This is a genomic window from Butyrivibrio sp. AE3006, from assembly GCF_000424165.1.
GTDB lineage: Bacteria > Bacillota > Clostridia > Lachnospirales > Lachnospiraceae > Butyrivibrio.
The window spans coordinates 107,360-127,669 of the sequence record NZ_KE384146.1 but is presented as its reverse complement, the minus strand read 5'-3'; the positions used below and the strand labels follow the sequence as shown (position 1 = coordinate 127,669).

Below are 20,310 nucleotides of genomic sequence, written 5' to 3'. Positions count from 1 at the left end.
CTTCTTCCATACCCAAGTATATTTGTTAGCATTAGCTTCAAACTTCGAACCATCAATATAAAGATGATTCAGGTCAACTTTATGCCTGCTGAATATTTCCTGATTAATATCATTGAAAATATCCTCTATTGAATCCTTCAACACATCGTTTATGAAATAGCTGAAGGTTCTGTAAGAAGGAGTTTCTCTGTCCATAAGATACATAAATCGAATGTTAACCCTACAGTTTTCTTGAAGTCCTCTTAGTGAAATATATCCTTCACTCATAAAACCGAATAGTACGGTTTTCAGCATTTTGACTGGATTATATCTGATTCTGCCAAGCTTATGCTCTGGCACATTTTTCAGATACTTTTCAAGATTCATGCCTCCCACGAGTTCGTCAAAAGTAAAAACCGGATCACAGATATCCAAGCAATCTGAAATAAAAAATGGTAAAACGCCCTGATTTATAGTATTATAAGAATTGGTTTGATTGTTCATGGTAATATTTTACCATGAAAAAAGAGAAGTAATCGGCTGTTTCCAGCTATTACTTCTCTTTTTTTCATGGGCTTATTATTTCACAGCCCCTTTCTTAATGAGGTATAAATGCACTGTATTTATTGATCCAAATCACCATATAATTCTATATACTTTTGCAATTTTGCATCTCTATCAGAAATAGCAGAGTGTAGTAATTCGTTCTCAGAGACAAGGGATTCGTTCTCAGAGACAAGAGATATGTTCTTAGAGGAAAGAGACTCGACTTCAGATGTAAGGGACGCATTCTCGGAAGTCAGTTCTTCAATCTTTTTCTTCTGGAAAGCTTCGTGTGCTATGGCGTCCTCACGCCTTCTGCACAGCTCACGAACCTGCTCATCGGAGTTGTATAAATAAATTGATTCAGCTGTAGAACTAAGTGAAGGATTATTCTTTGTGATCATCTTGATTTCCTCCCAGCTATTGGCTTTGAAAAGTCTTGCCCAGACATCAATACCGTACTGTTTATCTTCGTCTGATGCCATATCTGTGTGATTTAATTCTACCACCAGAAGATTGAACTTGTCAGTATAAAGATAGCCGTCACGAGCGTTTCGCATCTGATATCTTGCGAAAAATTCAGGATGGTCTTCGAACAAAGTAAAGTCCAAAAAGCCAATCTGATAAACGGGTTTAATTACAGAGTAATCCTCGCCTCTGTGGAGGTTGTCGAATTTTCGGCTTAGATATGCAAGAGAGCGCAGAGGCCAGTTGTTATAGTTTAGTACCTGCATCTCAAGGTTTATATAGGTGTTGTTATTGAGAGATACGTAGATATCAAGCTGATATTCCTTATCATCAATAGCTTCGCCCGGGGTGATGGGATTTTCAATAATCACATCATCAACTTCATCTCTGGACAAATGCAAAACAGAGCATATAAGTCCGATCAAAGTTTCGCGGTCTTTCTGCAGAACTATACGAAACATATAGTCATTAGTCATGTTGTATTGAAGTCTGCCTTTGGCAGACATGAATTTATAATTCTTATTTTCCATTCTTTTCCTTTCAAACTAATTTTATAACTTAACAATACCGGTAAAGTCTGGGGAAATTGGCAATCTGCCAAATGAAATGCAAGTCTGAGAAATTGACTGCACAAGCGAATATATCAGAGTAGGATTGAAAAGAAAAGCGAATTAAGAAAATATTAAGGAAAAATGCGGAAACTTAAGAATCTTAAGAAAATCCTTAATTTCAGGTGACAGATGTGTGATTTTTGGCGCATTTTTCGTAATAAAGGTATATACTTATGTAGACTAAATATTTTGGACAGGAGATGCGAACATGAAAAAAGTACAATTAAACAAATACACAGATTTTATAGTGGAAGAGACCACGAAACTTCTTAATATTGATTCACCTACAGGTTATACCGAAGAAGCCGCAAACTGGGTGAAGGAAGAATTTGAAAAGCTCGGTTTTAAGGCTACTAAGACCAATAAGGGAGGCGTCGTTGTGGACCTGACAGGTAAGGATAAGAAAAACGGTCTTTTACTTGAGGCTCACGCAGACACCCTTGGCGGAATGGTTGCAACTATCAAGGATAACGGAAGACTGCAGCTAACAAACCTTGGCGGTATGAATCCCAACAACGCAGAGACAGAGAATGTTCGCGTTGTGACCAAATTTGACGGAATTTATGAGGGTACCTTCCAGCTTAATAATGCGTCCCTTCATGTAAACGGAGAATATAACGATACCAAGAGAGATTGGGAAAACTGCGAGGTTGTTCTTGATGAGGACGTTAAGAGCAAGGAAGATACTGAGAAGCTTGGTATTTCAGTGGGCGATTTTGTTTGCTTTGAGCCCAATGTGAGGGTTACAAAGACCGGATATATCAAGTCAAGATTCCTTGATGATAAGCTCAGCGTTGGAATTTTACTTGGACTCGCAAAGTATATCAGTGAGAAAAAGATCACTCCCAAGAGAGCGCTTTATGCTCATATCACGGTATTTGAAGAGGTTGGACACGGCGGATGCGCAAGCGTTCCCGAGGGCTGCACAGAAGCTATTTCTGTAGATATGGGATGTGTTGGCGATGGCCTTACCTGCACAGAGAAGCAGGTTTCCATCTGCGCTAAGGACAGCGGTGGCCCCTACAACTATGAGATCGTAAAGGGTCTGGTTGAAGCAGCTAAAAAGAGCGGTGCAGATTATGCTGTCGATATCTATCCCCACTATGGAAGCGATGTTGAAGCTACTCTTGAAGCCGGCAACGACTTAAAGCACGGACTTATCGGAGCAGGCGTTTATGCTTCCCATGGCTATGAGAGAAGCCACAGAGACGGCGCAGAGAATGTGCTTCGTCTTTTGATCGAGTATGCCCTGTAAATTGACGTATTGCTGATTCGAAGGAAAATATTGCAGATTTTTTTGGAAAAAATTGGTAATGGAATAAAAACACCAAAAGTGTATAATGGGTTTTCTGACTTATATTTTTAGCGAGGAAAAACCATGAACAATACACTGTATATTTATGAAGAAGTTTGTGACCTGATCAAAGAGAGAAAGCTTGATCAGTATGAGAGGGAGGGAGCTAAAGATAAGTTCATCTGGCAGTTTGCCAAAAATGGTTCATCACTGCATGTAAAGACTGTAATGCAGAGCCGTTACGTTCTCTATGCTACAGAGAAGGACTATAACCTTCTTATGAGAAAGGCAGATGCCGCTAATCTTGGCATAGTGCTCAAGGAGAGCAAAAAAGAAGCGCTTGAGATGCTTGTAGCTCAGTATGAAGAGGTTTCAAGTAAGGCAATATTGTTTATCAGAAATGGTAATAAAGGACTGCTTCAGAATCCTGATGAGAAGAAGCTGTCTCACGTCATCTATTTCTTTACCAATGAGAATCTTGAGTTTGTTCTTGATTGTCTCTGCGAGAACTACCTTGAAAGCAAGGAGCCTAAAAAGGTTAAGACCATGACAGGGTCAAGGCCTCTTGTACAGAAGGTTGTTCCCATTCAGAAGCCTTCGCTTCCGGAGCTTACCGATGACGAGATCAAGAATGTAATCCCTGAAGGATGCGTCGTATCACATAAAAAGTATGGAAAAGGCACAGTTAAAGCCATTCTTGAGGGCAAGATCAGAGTGCTTTTTGAGGATTCTGCAGAAAAAGTTTTCGCAGCGTCAGTATGCATCGATAAGAAATTACTTACAGTTATTTGATTTAAAGCCGGGTTTAATGCCCGGCTTTGTTCATAATTTAGAAGAGTTTATAGGCCCACATTAGTGAATTGCCCGGTTACTGGTAAATTAGTTCGTTTACAAGTTCTTTTCCATTGATATCCATCTGAATCTCCCTATCTATTCATTTAAAAATACCTAAAATAAATATAGTTAAATATTATTGAGATAATATAACAGAATGGTTAGGATGTCAATTTATATCTAAGTCTGAAGTGGACCAGAGATGCCTGCTATTGGAATATTTAAATATCACAAAAAACATTGACAAGAAATCTAACCGGAGTTATATTGACCATATAAACAAAATTAGTCAAAAAGGATGTGAAAAGAAATTGCCTAAGTGTTATTCGGATGAGGAAAGAGAATATATCATAAGGCGCTTGAAGGAAGAAGCAGCAAAGTGCCTCGCTCAATATGGAGTTCGCCGAACCACAGTGGATGAGCTTGTTAAAAGGGTGAATATTCCCAAGGGAACATTTTATCTTTTTTATAAATCAAAAGAGATACTCCTGTTCGAAGTAATACAGGAACAGCACGATGCCATAAATAATGGTTTGGCACAGGCGCTTTCGAAGATTTCCGTAAAGGATATGTCGGCTGATACTTTTACTGATCTGATCTTTGATTTTTTTAAAAAGACTGAGGAGATGCCCATTTTAAGGCTTCTTAACACTGACGAGGTGGAGCTTCTTGTGCGAAAGCTTCCAAGAGAAGTGGTTGAAGCACATCTTCAGGAGGATACAGGCACTATCGAGAAGATGCTTGCCATGTTCCCTATGAAAAAGAAGGTGGACGTTAAGGCCATAAGTGCAGCTTTTCATGCAATATATTTCGCTACTTTGCATAAGGCGGATATTGGAGAAGAAAGTTATGATGAGGCCTTGAGGATGCTGATTTACGGAGTAGTGAAGCAGATAATGTGATAGCTCAAGAAGAGGATAGGGTCAGGCTATCAGAATTGGCTAACCATAAAATAATAAGGTCCGGCGACTCGTCGGGCTTTAAATAAAAGCATTTATTGACTGTTTATTCGAAAGTAGTCAAAAAGATATGAGGAGATGACCATGATACAGGTAAAAAATCTTACTTTTAGTTACACCGGAAAACCATTTATTCAAAATATGAATTTCAGTGTGGAAAAGGGCGAAATCTTTGGATTTCTTGGGCCTTCCGGTGCCGGAAAAAGCACTCTGCAGAAAATCCTTCTCGGAATGCTTCCGGGGTATGAGGGCTCTGCCACGGTGGGAGGAGTTGAGTGTAAGAAGCATGATTCTGATTTCTATCAGTCAATAGGCGTTGATTTTGAGTATTCAACCATGTATGAAAAGCTCTCTGCCAGAGAAAATCTCGAATTTTTCTCATCTCTGTATAAGAGGAAGGCGCGGAGTATAGACGACCTTCTTGTATCAGTTGGACTTGAGAACGACGCTGATAAACGGGTTTCAGATTATTCAAAGGGCATGAAAAGCCGCTTGAATTTCATAAAGGCTCTGATACATGATCCGGAGCTGCTTTTCCTGGATGAGCCCACAAGTGGTCTTGATCCTACCAACAGCAGGCTCATGAAGGACGTGATTCTTGAAGAAAAGAAGAGAGGCAAAACTATACTTCTTACTACTCACAACATGCAGGATGCCACTGAGCTTTGTGATAGAGTGGCATTTATTGTGGGAGGTCAGATTTATGCGCTGGATACTCCTCACAATCTGATAATGTCCAAGGGAGCTGCGAAAATCACATATTCATGGATTGATGGCAGTGAGCAGACGGCGACCTGCGAGTTAGATGCGGTATCTGGAGATGAAAAGCTAAGACAGCTTATAGCAGAAAACCGCTTGCAGTCCATACACAGCAGCGAGCCTACATTAAACGACATTTTCATTGAAATAACAGGGAGGACTCTTGTATGAGATTTAGAAATCTTCTCGCCTGGGATATGAGATTTCAGGCAAGGTACGGCTTTTACCTGCTATATGGGTTTCTTACGATTTTTTATATGGCGGTACTTTTTGCTCTGCCTTCATCAGTAAAAAGTAAGGTCGCAGCAATGCTGATCTTTTCTGATCCTGCGGCTATGGGACTGTTTTTCATGGGAGCCATCGTACTTCTTGAAAAAAGCCAGCGAGTTACATCATTTATGGCCATAACACCCATTAAGGCCTTTGAATATGTCAGTTCAAAGGTACTGTCATTAAATGCCATTGCTCTGGTGGTAGCAGCGGTTTTATCTATAGTTTCAGGCACAAAATCCCTTGGGCTGGCGCTTTTTGGCACCTTTTTGGCAGGATCGGTTTTTACGCTGTTTGGCGTGATTGTTGCAACCAAAACCTCCAGTCTTAACCAGTTTCTCCTGCTTACTATTCCTGTGGAGATATTTGGCTTTGTTCCGGCTATTTTGCACCTGTTTGGGGTGTCCGGAGTCTGGGGAAGGATTTATCCTGCAAGTGCCTGCATGGAAATGGTGGCTGGTAGTGGGATTTCTGTAATAGGGATTCTTTTAACACTTATATTGATTGGATTTCTGGCTTATGCAGCCTGCCGCTGCGTAGAGAAAATGTGGCAGGAGCAGGGTGGGGTGAAGATATGAGAGCTGTAAAGATTAGTTTTTTTCACATGTTAAGATTCGTGCGAGAGGACATGATGCTTCTTGCTGCGGGAATTTTGCCATTTTTGATTGGCGTGGTCATCCGCCTGGGGATTCCCTATATAGAAAAGTTACTTACGAACGCTATTGGCACAAATGCGGTTCTTAAGCCCTATTACAGCCTTTTTGACATTTTCTATGCTTCAATAACGCCTGTAATGTTTTGCTTTATCGCGGCAATGGTAATGCTGGAGGAGCACGACGATCACATAGACAGGTATCTTTTCGTGACGGAGCTTGGGCGAAGCGGTTATTTTGTCTCCCGAATAGTGATCCCTGCGGCAGCTTCATTTGTGGTAACCATGGCGGTTTTGCCGATTTTTTCTATATCAAAGCTGTCAGCATTTGAAATGTTTTCAATGGCGCTTGGGGGAACGTTACAGGCGATCATAATATCCATGCTGGTAGTGACGCTTTCTTCCAATAAACTGGAGGGGATGGCCCTTACTAAGATTTCATCACTACTTATGCTTGGAGCCGTAGTTCCATATGTTATGCCAAAACCCTACGGTTACCTGTTGGCCTTTATGCCATCCTTTTGGACAGGCGCACAGGTTACGGAGAAGCAGCCATTTTTTCTGCCGGTTGCGGTAATGGTCTCCGGCGTGTGGATTTTAGTTTTAAAGAGAAAACTGGAGGTAAAGATAAGATAGGGATATAATGGAGTAGACGCTTTTTAGATAACTATCATAGTTTACGGGAGGGGAGTTCCTTTGAAAAAAGTCTATGAATTTGGGGATAAGTCAGCTTCTAAGGTACTTGTGCAGCCTGTAGATGGCCATGACCTTGAGGTGATAGAAAACGAAATTGCAATGATCAAAGAGAAGACGGGGGAAGATTTCTTACTGGTCGCTTTTCAGGTAGATAGCTGGAATAGCGACCTTTCTCCATGGAAAGCCCCGGCCGTTTTCGGAAACGAGGATTTTGGCGAAGGTGCAGAGGATACCCTGGCAGAGATTCTGGATTATTGCAAGGATGAATCAAAGAGCTACTACATAGGTGGCTATTCTTTGGCGGGGCTTTTTGCGCTTTGGGCTGTATATCAAACAGACCTTTTTAAAGGCGTTGCGGCTGTTTCGCCTTCCATGTGGTTTCCCGGATTTGATGATTATATGAAGGAGCAGGAGATTAAGTGTAAGAATGTCTACCTGAGCCTTGGCAACAAGGAGGAGAAGGCAAGGAATCCTGTGATGGCTACAGTCGGAGACAGAATCCGTGGGGCACAGGCTTTTCTCAATGAAAAGAAAGTAAACTGCACTCTCGAATGGAATGAGGGTAATCATTTCAGAGATCCGGATTTAAGAAGCGCCAAAGGTTTTGCATGGATTTTGGGACAGGAGGTGTAAGAATATGGAAATATTAGATGCAATTCACTTAAGACACAGTTACAGAGGCAAATTTAAGGGGTAATAGCCTTTTGATGGATGGCAGGAAGCCAATAAATGAGTATAGAGGAGAAATAATGAACTATTTTGTTGAAGGATTACAGGGAAGTGGAAAAAGCACTTTAGTAGGGAAGCTTTCGGAAAAGCACCCGGACTTTAAGGCAGTGCGAGAAGGGGATTATTCTCCTGTTGAGCTGGCATGGTGCGCTTATATAAGTAAAGAGAAGTACAGTGAAATTCTGGAAAAATACAGTGAGATCAAATCCATGATCGAGCCCAAGAGCTTTGAAGAAAACGGGAAGATGGTAGTGTGCTATACTCAGATACTCACTGATGTTCCCGGTTTTCATAAGGATCTTGAGCAGTATGAGATTTACAACGGACGAAGGGATTTAGCTGAGTTCAAGGAGATAGTACTTGGCAGATATCGCAGCTGGAATGGAGACAAATCCATCTTTGAGTGTTCACTTTTGCAGAACACAGTTGAGGATATGATCCTTTTCCGTGTGATGACAGATGATGAGATTGTGGACTTTTATAAGGAAGTAAGAGAAGCCCTTGATGGAAAAGATTACCACATCTACTATCTGAAAACAGACGATGTAAAGGCAAATATCGATGTTATCAGAAAAGAAAGGTCGGATGATAAAGGGAATGAACTCTGGTTTCCGTTGATGATGGGATATTTTAATGATTGCCCCTATGCAAAAAAGCGTGGAGTCAGCGGAGAAGAAGAGCTGATAAAACATCTGCAGCATAGACAGGAATTGGAACTTCGCATCTGTAATGAGATTTTTGCAGACAAATGCACAGTACTCAAATCCAAGGGTTACGAATTATAGTATACTTGCATTGCAGCTTGCAGCATGCGGAGCAGCAGAGAGCACCGCAGAGCCGGAGGCTGCAATTGAACGTGAGCAAAAAGAAATCATTGAAGAGGAGACATCTGCAGAAAACGCTGATGTAACTGAAGATGTAACCTCAGAAGAAACAGCTGCAACAGAGGTGATCGAGCCTGAGGAAGAGCCGCTTTCATCTACATTTGAGGATGAGGAAGTCTGACGGGAAAGCCCTAAGTTTATTTGGGGCTTTCTTTTTTATTCAATATAAAGATTTTCTGAAATAAGTCTAAATTCATCTTGCAAAGTAGACTTAATCAGTCGATATCTAATACAATGAATATATAGTATAAATTCAATTATGCGTGATGTTTTTTACAGGAGGAATCGACCAATGACCAGAAAACATACCATTTTAGATCATTCAATTATCGGATATTTTGTTCTTATAATCTTTGTTATGTTTTTTTCATCTATTGGTGCAAGCCTGATAGACAAACCGCTTTCAAATGTAATACCGGGTTATGCAAAAGAAATGTCCGGATTTGGTTCAACAGTAATATCTGCGTCCGGTATCGGAGCCGCTATATGTGTTATGTTAGCAGTTATTATATTTACACTTTGGTTCAGGCCTGATTTCAAAGGCGTTCTTGGCGGGAAAGGTTTTTTGTGGGGCATTGTGGTTATGCTCCCTTTCCTTATTGTCGATTATGTAGGTGCTGCAATTGATCTTTATACATTTGGATTTGGCAATGTGCTTGTTGCATTTTTATCCGCTCTTTCGCCCTCATTTACAGAGGAAGCAGCATTCAGAGGTCTCGGTATAGCCAACTATATGAGAACGATCAAGTCTGAGAAGCAGATTAGAATTATATTCTGGCTGTCAACATTATTATTTGCCGGTGTACATATATCCAATATCTTTTCAGCAGGAAATCCTGTAGCAGGTATTTTTCAGTTAGTTTATTGTGTCGGAGTTGGCGCAATTTTGGGTGCGGTATATTTACGTACTGCTAATCTGTGGGTTGTAACGATTGCGCACTTCACACTGGACTTTGCCGGACTTATTAACGGTTACTATTCTTCAACAGGTGGTCTTTCGACACAGCTGGTTGCAAGTGATTGGGTTAATCTTGTGGCATCTGCGATTGGAATAGTGACTTCATTGATCCTGTTATCGCCCAAGCACTATCCGCAGATCATGAAACTTTGGAAGGAAAAGTGGAGCTGTTAGACTGAAGTCTCCATTAGTTATGCATTTAACAGATAAAGGAAATGCGTGTGTATGAAGAGAGACGAAGGCCCAAATTTTGTGCTATTTGGCAGAGAATATGAAGGATATAGATGGTTCAAACCGCTTCAGGTCATTCTGCTTACCATAGTATTTTATGCAGTGCTGTTAGGAATTGTGTTATTGATGGCTTTACTGGCGGGACAGTTGTCAGGAATAAGTCTGGGAGAAATACTTTCCGGAAATAGCGGTGGGTATGACACCGTAGATATGTATTCACCTGTCGGTGCCATCATGAACATTGGAAGTATTGCTGTTTCATTACCTGCACTCTTTTTTGCCACTTTAGTCGTGGGTTACAGACCGTTTGGCTCATATCAGTCCGTCACCGGTAAATGGAGAATGCGGCATTTCCTGATATATTTTGTGATGGGATTGATCGTTGTCGCTCTGCCTCTGATAATCTCTTCTTTCATCAAAGGTGAAGCTACAGGGGAGATTCATTTTACCGTAGCCGGCTTTATCATTTGCGTGGTGCTGGGATTCTGTCAATGCAGCGCGGAGGAACATATTTTTCGAGGGCTTCTGATGCAGACATTTGGCGGGTGGACAAGAATTACGATCGTTTCGATCGTTCTTCAGTCGGTCCCCTTTGCCGTAATCCATCCATATAATATCACCGGAAAACTATCTGTACTCATATCCGGAATTCTCATGGGAGTTATGGTATATATCAGCGGGGGCCTTGAGGCATCCTGTGCTTATCATATTCTGAACAATGTAACCTTATATATCATAAATGGTTTCGGGATACAGACAGTTTCAACCAATCTAAATATATCAGACCTTGTATTTGACGCCCTTGTTCAGGGGGTATTTATCGTAGTGATAGTTTTCCTTGGTGGTAAGATAAAGGAGTAAAACAACTGATATGATTCTATTTGTAGATGCTTGTGTCAGAACACATTCGAGGACTAAAAGGCTTGCAGAAGCTCTGTTGGCAAAACTAAATGAAGAGGCTGTTCATGTAGCATTGGAAGAGATTTCTTTTGCTGTGACAGATGAGGATTACCTGAAAAAGAGAGATGATCTGATATCGAAAGGTGCCTTTGGTGACGATATGTTTGCCTTAGCGAGGCAGTTTGCAGCAGCGGATACAATCGTAATTGCTGCACCTTTCTGGGATCTGTCTTTTCCTGCTAAGTTGAAACAATATATCGAAGCCATAAATGTAACCGGAGTTACCTTTGAATACACACCTGAAGGAATACCCAAAGGCCTGTGCAATGCAAATGAGCTTTATTATGTCATGACGGCTGGCGGGGATTATGTCCCTTGGGAGTTTGGTTTTGGCTATATAAAAGCACTTGCCCAGAATTTTTATGGGATTAAAAATGTGGAAATAATTAAGGCAATCGGTCTTGATATTGTGGGGGCAGATGTCCCGGCCATCATGGATGAAGCTATAAGTAACATTAAACTCAAAAAGGAGAAGGACAGCTAATGATAGGCAAAAGATGGAATGCATTCAGAAAAACTACTTCAGTGATACTTTTGACTGCTTTGGCTATAATGTCTGCCGGATGTGGAATCAAAGAAAGCAAGGCAGGCTCTGACATATCTTCTCAGGAAGTAGAAAATTCAGATCTTTCCGGAGTGCCCGGAGGAGGAAAATGGGTTGATTCTGACGTTTCCGGCATGGTCAAGCAGGAAGATAACATACGTCTTCAGGACGACTTTGCTGCGGCTGCGAATAAAGACTATATTTTGTCTGCGGTTATGGATCCTGCTTATGAAGAGGCCAGTATAGTTCTTGATGCATCCAAGCTGGTATATGAAAGGTGTATGGCGATTGCCTCTGATGATACTATGACAGATGACAATGCTTTAAAATACAAAACCCTGATAAAGCTGCACTCTGATTGGAATGAGAGAAATAAGCTTGGTGTAGAACCACTAAAAAAATACATTTCAGACATACAGAGCATATCTTCTATAAGTGACCTTACAGAATATCAGGGAAGCACCACGAGAAACCCCTTTGGCCTTGGGTTACTAATACCGGAATCCGTAGGAGTACAATTGCAGTTCCCGGACAAGAGTACATTAAATCTTAAGGCTCCAAATCTTTCCCTCGGATCTGCCTCTTCATATGTGCAATATACAAGTAGCACATTATCAGCAAAGGAAAGATGCGATGATGTAATTGGATATTATCTTGGAAGACTTGGTTTTTCTGAAAAAGAGATCAAAGATACCTTAAAAGGCAATTACAGAATAGAAACTTTTATCGCAAGAAGTAGTAATATAGATAACTTCGGCATAAGAGAAATGTTTACACAGGCACAAAATAACAGAGAGGGGATAGGTGCCCTGCAGGGGGACTATCCGCTCTTACAGATACTGGATAGCAGAGGCTATTCGGGATGCGATAGTTTTTATGTGGATTATACATATCTTAAGTCTCTGTCCGGTATTTATACCGAAAAGAATCTTAAGGATATCAAGTCATTTCTTATAGTCCATACCATTGATTCGACCAAGTATCTTTATGACCGCGAATCATATGAAAAGATGGCCATGCTTTATATGCCAAGCACCGGCAACCATGAGGGATTATCAGATGGGCAGCTTAGCGTTCTCTTTAGAAATGATATGAAAATCTGCGGCTTTCTTCCATTATTGGATACTTTATACCTGGAAAAATATTTTAAGGGCAGCGAAAAAACAGATCAGGTAAAAGAATTTACTGATGCACTGATAAAGGCTTATTTGCAAATACTTGATGAAGAAGACTGGATGTCAGATGATACAAAAACTGCTGCAAAAGAAAAATTGCAAAATATGGCGCTGCACCTCATAAAGCCTGATAATGTTGCGGACTATTCCCTGGCAGAAATAAAATCCTACGAAGAAGGAGGCAACCTTGTTGAGGCTGCTGCTGAAGGCAGGCGTGTAGTGGAAGCTCACAGGGCATCTATAAGTAAGAGTCCGGATTGGGACAGATTCAAGTGGGATATTTATGACGCAGATAGAACTACTACAGAGGTTAACTGTGTGTATTATACAACCGAAAACGGCATCTATATAATGGCGGGTTATTTAGCTATGTGCGATGCTGCATTCAGAGAGGATTCATCAATTGAGCAGTTTGCGGGAATCGTAGGAACTACTATTGGTCATGAGATAACTCATGGCTTTGATTCTAATGGAACAAAGTTTGATCTGTATGGGCGGCAGTTTGATGAAAATATAACTGCCATTGACTGGATGGCTGTAGAGGACAGGTCAAAGATGGATGAAAAGGGATCAATGCTTGCTGGTTATTTCTCACTGGCAAGACCTATTCCCGGGCAACAGAAAGTGAATGGAAGCATTATAAAAGATGAAGCCATAGCTGATATGGGAGGCATCAAGTCAGTTCTATATGTGGCAAGGGAATGGCCTGATTTTGATTATGACGAGTTTTTCAGAGCTTTTGCAAGGCAATATGCGCAGCAGACAACTAAGGAAAATGAGCTTGGAACAATGAGAGGTGATATACATCCCCTTCCATTCTACAGAATAAACATTATGCTTCAGCAATATGATGAATTCATCGAAACCTATGATATTAAGCCGGGAGATGGAATGTACTTAAGCCCGGATAGAAGAGTCAATGTCTGGTGATGTCTTATTCAGGAAGGAGTCTAATTATGGGATCAGAGATTTCAAATGCAGCAATAAGGCTTGATAACATAATCAAGAGCTATGGAAAGCATGACGTACTAAAAGGCGTCACTATGCAGGTTAATAAAGGTGACATCTATGGTCTCGTGGGCAAAAACGGTGCAGGAAAAACCACGATATTCAAGATGATTCTTGGATTGTCGGAATACACTTCCGGCAGTGTTTCTATAGACGGCTCGCAGAATCGAAAAGAGCTGTTTGAAAACAGGTCAAAGGTTGGATTTTTCGTAGGCTCCAATTTCTATGGATATCTTTCCGGGAGAGCAAATCTTGAATACTATGCAGCTGCAAAGGGTATCAGGGGAAAAGCGCTGAAGCAGGAGGTGGATCGTGTTCTGAAGGTTGTGGGTCTCGTCGATGGTAAAGAAAATCAGAAAGCCAAGGGGTATTCCCTTGGAATGAAACAGCGTCTTGGAATAGGCAATGCAATTCTTGGCAATCCTGATATTCTCATACTTGACGAGCCGACCAACGGTCTTGACCCTCAGGGTATAGCTGATATTCGCCACATGATACGGCGATTCAGGGATGAGTTTGGTATGACTGTCATAGTGTCGAGCCATATTCTTGGTGAACTGGAAAATACCGCAGATCGCTTCGGCATAGTACATAATGGAGTTATAGCAAAAGAAATCACACAGGATGATCTTTCTGCAAAGCGCCCTGAGGTAGAACTGACAGTTTCTGCCGGTAATCTGGAAAGAGCCAAAAGTATTCTTGCGGAAAATGGTATTGATGTCCTAAAGGAAGGAAAAGAGAAAGTTACTCTGGAAGACTATTACTTTGAACTCATTGGAGGATCAGCAGAATGAGAAATTTGTTAAGAGCAGATTTGAAACGTATCTTTCGGGTTGGCCTTATTTACTTTGGTCTTTTGCTTGCGCTGATCTACATCTCATATACAGTTCTTGAAGGTGTTGTAAATGATGGTTCAATCGGACTGATAAATGGTGTGCAGAAATCACTTAGCGGGGCGCCTATAGCTCTTTTCATAGTCTTTCCCACGTTCTATGCTGTTTTTGCACATGAGTTGTCTTCAAAATCGATGCAGACTGTGCTTGGTCATGGTATTACCAGGGACAAGCTCATAATCGCCAAGCTTCTTGATGCTGCCATTTTACTTCTTTGCCTTTATCTGGTCATAATTGTAGCGGCTCTTATTGTAATAAATACAGAATCGGCAATCGTATTAAGCCCGCAGCAACAGGTGAATCTTATTATATATATCATCCTGAGGTGGCTTAGACATTTTGGCTACATTGTTTTTTCCGCCATGATCATGTACATTTCCGGTTCTACAGTTCTTGGTATTATCGCATGTATCGCGTTTACGGCCATATTTAAACTGGTGTTTAACATAGTAGAATTTTTTTCTTCTCTTTCATTATATGATTATACCTTTGACGGGTTGCTGGATTGGGCATATACCGGAATAGAAGTGGGAGCGGCTCCCTGGCAGCTTCTGCCAGCTGTCTGTTATCTTTTTGCAGCACTGGCGATTACGACTTATTTTTTCCGGAGAAAGGAGTTTGACTTTTGAAAAATCTAATTTTTGCAGATGTGAAAAGAATCCTGAGAAAACCGTCATATTGGATTGTACTTGGAATTTGCCTCATTATTTCACTCTTTTGGACTATTCAATCAAAAGGTAGCGGCGGGATGAGTGGATTTTCATTTGCTTCCAGTCAGGGAACAGCTATAAACACAATGAATCTGTTTATAGGAATAGCCATATACGTGAGTGTATATGCCGATGAGTTCACGTCAAATTCGATGCAGTGCCTTATTGGAAGAGGGATTTCAAGAAGGAGACTCCTGATCGCCAAGTTCATTAATTGCGTAATCGTAACCTTTATTTCATATGGAATCTATACACTTTTTATCACCATTACAGGTCTGATTATGGGAGCGAAGATGAACGGAGCAGAAAGCAGCTTTTTATATAGCACGATACTAACCAATGCTTTTATTGTTCTGGGCTATGCAACAATATCCATGATCATTCTTTTCTGGAGCAAGAACGTTGCCTATGCAACACTCGTGGATGCATTCCTCCTTTTTGCTGGAGATACACTGCTGAGAGGGCTGAATGTCATTCCTGTGATCAATCATTGGCATATAGACAGGCATTTTTTTTCACAGGCCCTCGAATGTGCAAAAGTAGATTTGCTGCTTACCGGTGGCACGGCAATTATTACACTTCTTTGGCATGTTGCAAAGATCTGTGCTATTTCCATTATTTTGGCATATTTGCTCTTTAGAAAAAAAGAACTGGATTTCTGAAATAGTTTAAATATGCGATATCTTGAGGATAATTATGAAAATATGAGGAGGTAAAATATGACATCGATTATCAGTTTTGTTCTAAGTTTGATTATTGTGGGGATTCTTTATAAGAATATGATTGCCTGGGAAGGAGATTACAGAATTTCAAGAGGACAAGCTTTGCTGCCGGTAATACTCGGACTTTTATCGGTGCCGCTTTCATTTGTCTTTTTCCTGATAATCGGTCTTGCATTCAAGGCTGTAACCGGGTTTGTACCTACAGATGGACCTCTATTACTTGCCAGTTTCAATCATGCGTTTTTTTCTGCAGCGCTGAATGAAGAACTTGCAAAATTGATCATTACGCTTATTGTATTATGCATCTATAGGAAAAAAATTAGAAATGTATATGAATATATGCTGGTAGCAGGTGCTGTCGGATTCGGGTTTATTCTTATAGAAGACTTTGTATATAGTAGCAGTCTTCCTGTTCTTTTGATGAGGTTGCCGGGTATAACAGTGCATATGATGCTGGGGCTTGCCATGGGAAGACATCTTGGACTTGCCAGATATAACAAAATAACAGGCAGAGGGTCTGTAGTAAAAGAATACCTCCTTGCATATTTTGTCCCTGTGTTTTGGCATACTGTTTTTGATTTTTTTGAAGCAAACATGCTCATACATGCCGGGGATAATGTAGAGACTATGACAGAGGAAATACAAAGAACTGTATATATTGGTGCTGGCATGGTAGTGATCATAGTAGTTCCGATATTCTTTTTCCAGTTCTACATATTCAGACGACTTAAGAAAAATGCAGCAAACCTTGTAGCACTTTCCTCCATGGCTGCAAACAGTACAGATCAGGAGAATACCAATGCTTAAAAATATCCTGATATCTTTTAGTTACATAAAAAACATGACCCACTGGGATTTCGCGTGCGAAATCCCATTTATTTTCCATAAATCTTCATTTTTCTTGATATAATAGTGATATCTACGGGATTTTGGGAGGTAGCGAGAGATGCCGGCTTATTTTTCAATAGATATAAGCATCAGGAAAAAAGATATATATGAGGGTATTTATGCTGACTTCATAGACCTTTTGCAGGTTCAGGGCTTGAAATTTGCAGGGGGATACAGGGAATTCATGGATGAAACTCTTGAGGAGATTATCTCATGGAATGAAGAAAAGCTCCTTGAGGACTTTTCAATCGGAGTAGATGAGCATTATTCTCATGATTTCAGGCAGGTGTGCTTTGATTACCGCAGCTTTTCTGAAGTTCGGATGTTCATCCTGAATGTGAAGGAGGATGATGAATTTAATTTCATAATAATTATTCCGGAGGATGAGCTGATACAGGTAAAGGGCGGTAGATTTTCCTATAAGCCTGAGATTATGGCGGATTTAAAGCAGCTTATTGTGAAAATATGGGACTTTGAGAGCGTGGCAGCTATTCAGACCACTTTGGAATTATCAGGGGAAACCACCTCGGTTAATGATCTTGAAAAGGGCGCTTTGCCCATGATCGTACCCTTTGCAGTAATTCCCAAAAGGTGGATGAATGATGACTTAGGAGAGGGTATAAGCGTTACGCCCATAGCCGGAGACGGCGTTCTTTTGGAGGATATACAGTAAGCGTCAAAAACATATACTTTTGCCGATTACAAAAAAATAATATTACGGGGAATTAATAATGGCAGAAAAACTTAGTCTTTTGTTTCCGAATCAGAAACTCAACTTTAAAACATTAAGTGAAACAACACTCCATGACATTGGCATGGACAACATCGTTACAAAACTCACAATTCAGAAAAATGAGCAGACCTACATCTACAACGTCATGAAAATGATGACGGATTCACCTGAAAATGCCAGATACAGAGGCGAGATATTCGATGACATCATGAAAAACAAGGAGATGCGCGATAAAATCGTGACACTCTTTGACAGAATAAATTTCCTTAGAGAGTATGGAAGTCACAAGCACGACCACGATCATGAGCCCGGTGTGTGGGACCTGGTGCACAGATTGGAGGAACTTAATGACTATATTCAGTGCATCGATTCAATGTATGTGTGCCTGAAGAATGCAGATATTAAGTCCGAGGGCCTTTTGAAGCTTCGTGATTTTGTTCATGCACTCTACACGGATAATGGCTATGACGGCCTTAAAAAGGACATAAAAGCTCTTCGTGCGGACACGCAGAATCTTAAGAGTGTTACAGTAGGAATCAACCTAAACGAGCGCTTTGAAGCCTGCGGAATCGGCGTTGTTTCCATAAATAACAAGCACTTTACCAAGTCTCATATTGTAAGTCATTTTATTGACAGGGTTTCCGGAAAAGATAACATCCAGAACGGCAATGAGTGGAAGGGCGACTATAAATTTGACGAATTCACTGCCAAAAATCCGAACGCTATGGACGGATCCTTTGTGATACCTGCATTTAGCCCCATGGCCTTCATGAGTCTCAAATATGTCTCTGAAGCAGATGAGACCACAAGGGGCATCACTAAATACATGGACGAGATCACCGAAAGGATGCTTAGTAACACAGCAAGGCATTTAAGGGATGTTCTCGGTAAATACACCATGCTCACAATTACAGACATCACAGATCTGATGCCTGAATTTATCTACTATATCAGATGGGCAGAACATATTGAAAAGCTCATGGATAAGGGCTTTTTCTTCTGCAAACCGGAAGTGATAATGGATGAAAATGCAGACGTTTCCATGAATTCTATTGGCGTCTACAATATGAAGCTTCTTGATTCGGACATCGAGAAAATCGAAGATATTATAAGAAATGACCTTGATTTTAGCGATGAACACTGCATTTATCTACTGACAGGTGCCAACAGAGGCGGTAAGACCACAATTACTCAGGCTATTGGACAGCTTTTCTTCATGGCCCAGGGGGGAATCTATGTAACAGGAACAAGCTTTGAATATCGTCCTGTAGATGCCATCTACACACATTTCCCTGCGGATGAGGACAAAACTTTGGATCTTGGAAGACTTGGCGAAGAGTGTAAGAGATTCCGCTCCATTTATACCGATGCATCGGAAAACAGCCTGATTCTGCTGAACGAAACCTTCTCAACCACATCCTTTGAAGAGGGCTACTACATAGCAAGGGACTGCACAAGGGCCTTGCTTGGTAAGGGCTGCAGGACAATATACAACACCCATATGCACAAGCTGGCATACGACGTGGATGAACTCAACAAAGAAAGCGACCGATTCAAGGCTGCTTCGCTTATCGTTCATTCAGAGCAGGGTGTGCGCTCCTATAAAGTCAGTCTTGCACCACCGGTAGGACTGTCCTTTGCTGCGGATATTGCAGAAAAATACGGTGTTACCTACGATTTGCTGAACGATGAAGATTTTGAAGAAGAGTCTGAAAACGAGGATTGATAAGCACACTATAAAAGGGAGGAAATAGCAAATGTACACTATAAAAAATTCTATAAATGAAATCTTCAAGGATGAAGTAGTAAAGGCTCATTTTGAATATATGATGCCAATGGAATTCATTGAGCTGGTTCCGGAGGATTTGCGGGATGCTACTCTGGAAGAGGTAAAAGAGAAGGTGATGCTGCCCTGGGGAGTGCCCTATTTTAGCGAAGGGGTTGCAGCTATCGCCAATCAGATTCACGAGCTCATCGATTCCGATGCTTACACCTTTATGCAGCTTTGGTCGAAGGAGACGCCGGAAGGGTTCTTCCCTGTTACAGACGGAGAGAAAATGCATTTAGGTCTTCTTAAATTCAATGATTCCTTTAAGGCAGGCAGAAAAATGGCACTGGTAGTTCCCGGGGGAGCATACTCCAACGTGGCGATTTCCAATGAAGGCCTGGATACGGCAAGGGCACTGGAAAAAGCCGGCTATGCGGTGGTTGTTATGAATTATCGCTGTGCTCCAAATCACTATCCTGTGCCGCAGCTTGATCTGTCTCTTGCCATAAAGCGCATGAGAAAATTTGCCTCAGAGTATGACCTTCAGGATGATCTCATGGTTGTAGGATATTCTGCAGGCGGACACCTGGTAGCATCACAGGCAGCCTATTATGATGAAATAGAGAAAACACTGGAAGAAGAGCTGGCTAGGGATCACAGCGAGCTGTTAAGTGATCTTAAAGGCTTTTCAGCGAAGCCCGATAAGGTGGTTTTATGTTATCCCGTTATAAGCTTCGTTTCCGAGCAGCATGAGGACAGCTTCACCAATCTTACAGGCGGTGACGAGAGCCTTCGCGATAAGATGTCAATTGAGCTCCATGTGACCAAGGATTATCCAAAGACCTTCGTATGGGCCTGCGATGATGATGATCTTGTGCCTCCCAGCAATGCATCAAGGATGTACGAATCTTTGCAGAAAGCCGGTGTAGTTTCTTGTCATAAATCCTATCCCACAGGTGGCCACGGCTGTGCTACAGGCGTAGGAACATCTGCTGCAAACTGGATGGAAGACATGATAAGCTTCATGGAAAACAATTAACAA

The 20,310-nt window shown here is 41.2% G+C and carries 22 protein-coding genes; 20 read left to right on the top strand and 2 right to left on the bottom strand.

Going from position 1 to position 20,310, the window contains the following annotated elements; translation table 11 throughout:
* A partial coding sequence (locus tag G603_RS0118610; protein ID WP_035794044.1) for a transposase occupies positions 1–483 on the bottom strand: 483 nt, incomplete at its 3' end.
* 119 nt (positions 484–602) lie between these two features.
* Complete coding sequence (locus tag G603_RS0118605) at positions 603–1,520, bottom strand: Rpn family recombination-promoting nuclease/putative transposase (protein ID WP_026525149.1); 918 nt, start codon at positions 1,518–1,520, stop codon at positions 603–605.
* Positions 1,521–1,809: 289 nt separating this feature from the next.
* Between G603_RS0118605 and G603_RS0118600 the strand changes: the two genes are divergently transcribed.
* The 20 genes from G603_RS0118600 to G603_RS21125 all read left to right on the top strand — a co-directional run bounded on the left by G603_RS0118600 (position 1,810) and on the right by G603_RS21125 (position 20,307).
* Positions 1,810–2,856: a M42 family metallopeptidase gene (locus G603_RS0118600; RefSeq protein WP_026671125.1), complete on the top strand. Its 1,047-nt coding sequence runs from the start codon at positions 1,810–1,812 to the stop codon at positions 2,854–2,856.
* Between the two features lie 123 nt (positions 2,857–2,979).
* Positions 2,980–3,687: a hypothetical protein gene (locus G603_RS0118595; protein ID WP_026671124.1), complete on the top strand. Its 708-nt coding sequence runs from the start codon at positions 2,980–2,982 to the stop codon at positions 3,685–3,687.
* Between the two features lie 353 nt (positions 3,688–4,040).
* Entirely contained in the window at positions 4,041–4,631 is a 591-nt protein-coding gene (locus tag G603_RS0118590; protein ID WP_026525145.1) for a TetR/AcrR family transcriptional regulator, read from the top strand.
* A gap of 141 nt (positions 4,632–4,772) precedes the next feature.
* On the top strand, positions 4,773–5,618 hold the full coding sequence (locus G603_RS0118585; protein ID WP_026671123.1) for an ABC transporter ATP-binding protein: 846 nt from the start codon (positions 4,773–4,775) through the stop codon (positions 5,616–5,618).
* A complete protein-coding gene (locus G603_RS0118580; RefSeq protein ID WP_026525143.1) occupies positions 5,615–6,295 on the top strand; it encodes a fluoroquinolone export ABC transporter permease subunit in 681 nt (226 codons plus the stop codon). Before G603_RS0118585 ends, G603_RS0118580 begins: the two co-directional genes overlap by 4 nt.
* On the top strand, positions 6,292–7,005 hold the full coding sequence (locus G603_RS0118575) for a hypothetical protein (RefSeq protein ID WP_035794003.1): 714 nt from the start codon (positions 6,292–6,294) through the stop codon (positions 7,003–7,005). The genes G603_RS0118580 and G603_RS0118575 overlap by 4 nt, the downstream gene beginning before the upstream one ends.
* Positions 7,006–7,065: 60 nt before the next feature.
* Positions 7,066–7,698, top strand: coding sequence for an alpha/beta hydrolase-fold protein (locus G603_RS0118570; protein ID WP_026671121.1), 633 nt, complete (start codon positions 7,066–7,068; stop codon positions 7,696–7,698).
* A 116-nt stretch (positions 7,699–7,814) separates the two neighbouring features.
* Positions 7,815–8,579, top strand: a complete 765-nt coding sequence (locus G603_RS0118565; RefSeq protein WP_026671120.1) for a hypothetical protein — start codon at positions 7,815–7,817, stop codon at positions 8,577–8,579.
* Positions 8,533–8,799 (top strand): hypothetical protein, encoded by a 267-nt coding sequence (locus G603_RS0118560; RefSeq protein ID WP_155832719.1) that lies wholly within the window; start codon positions 8,533–8,535, stop codon positions 8,797–8,799. Before G603_RS0118565 ends, G603_RS0118560 begins: the two co-directional genes overlap by 47 nt.
* Before the next feature lie 171 nt (positions 8,800–8,970).
* Positions 8,971–9,810 carry a CPBP family intramembrane glutamic endopeptidase gene (locus G603_RS0118555; protein ID WP_026671118.1) on the top strand — a complete coding sequence of 280 codons (840 nt, stop codon included), beginning with the start codon at positions 8,971–8,973 and terminating at the stop codon, positions 9,808–9,810.
* 51 nt (positions 9,811–9,861) lie between these two features.
* Positions 9,862–10,728: a CPBP family intramembrane glutamic endopeptidase gene (locus G603_RS0118550; protein WP_026671117.1), complete on the top strand. Its 867-nt coding sequence runs from the start codon at positions 9,862–9,864 to the stop codon at positions 10,726–10,728.
* Positions 10,729–10,738: 10 nt separating this feature from the next.
* Complete coding sequence (locus tag G603_RS0118545) at positions 10,739–11,311, top strand: NAD(P)H-dependent oxidoreductase (RefSeq protein WP_026671116.1); 573 nt, start codon at positions 10,739–10,741, stop codon at positions 11,309–11,311.
* Complete coding sequence (locus tag G603_RS0118540) at positions 11,311–13,476, top strand: M13 family metallopeptidase (RefSeq protein ID WP_026671115.1); 2,166 nt, start codon at positions 11,311–11,313, stop codon at positions 13,474–13,476. The genes G603_RS0118545 and G603_RS0118540 overlap by 1 nt, the downstream gene beginning before the upstream one ends.
* A gap of 26 nt (positions 13,477–13,502) precedes the next feature.
* On the top strand, positions 13,503–14,348 hold the full coding sequence (locus G603_RS0118535; RefSeq protein WP_026525136.1) for an ABC transporter ATP-binding protein: 846 nt from the start codon (positions 13,503–13,505) through the stop codon (positions 14,346–14,348).
* A complete protein-coding gene (locus tag G603_RS0118530) occupies positions 14,345–15,076 on the top strand; it encodes an ABC transporter permease (protein ID WP_026671114.1) in 732 nt (243 codons plus the stop codon). Before G603_RS0118535 ends, G603_RS0118530 begins: the two co-directional genes overlap by 4 nt.
* Positions 15,073–15,819: an ABC transporter permease gene (locus tag G603_RS0118525; protein WP_026671113.1), complete on the top strand. Its 747-nt coding sequence runs from the start codon at positions 15,073–15,075 to the stop codon at positions 15,817–15,819. Before G603_RS0118530 ends, G603_RS0118525 begins: the two co-directional genes overlap by 4 nt.
* A 57-nt stretch (positions 15,820–15,876) precedes the next feature.
* Positions 15,877–16,686, top strand: a complete 810-nt coding sequence (locus tag G603_RS0118520) for a PrsW family glutamic-type intramembrane protease (RefSeq protein WP_026671112.1) — start codon at positions 15,877–15,879, stop codon at positions 16,684–16,686.
* 139 nt (positions 16,687–16,825) lie between these two features.
* On the top strand, positions 16,826–17,440 hold the full coding sequence (locus G603_RS0118515) for a hypothetical protein (protein WP_026671111.1): 615 nt from the start codon (positions 16,826–16,828) through the stop codon (positions 17,438–17,440).
* 58 nt (positions 17,441–17,498) lie between these two features.
* The gene (locus G603_RS0118510; protein ID WP_026671110.1) at positions 17,499–19,226 is read left to right on the top strand and encodes a MutS-related protein; all 1,728 of its coding nucleotides are present in this window, start codon (positions 17,499–17,501) and stop codon (positions 19,224–19,226) included.
* Between the two features lie 31 nt (positions 19,227–19,257).
* On the top strand, positions 19,258–20,307 hold the full coding sequence (locus tag G603_RS21125) for an alpha/beta hydrolase (RefSeq protein WP_051197991.1): 1,050 nt from the start codon (positions 19,258–19,260) through the stop codon (positions 20,305–20,307).
* The last annotated feature ends 3 nt before the right edge of the window (positions 20,308–20,310 follow it).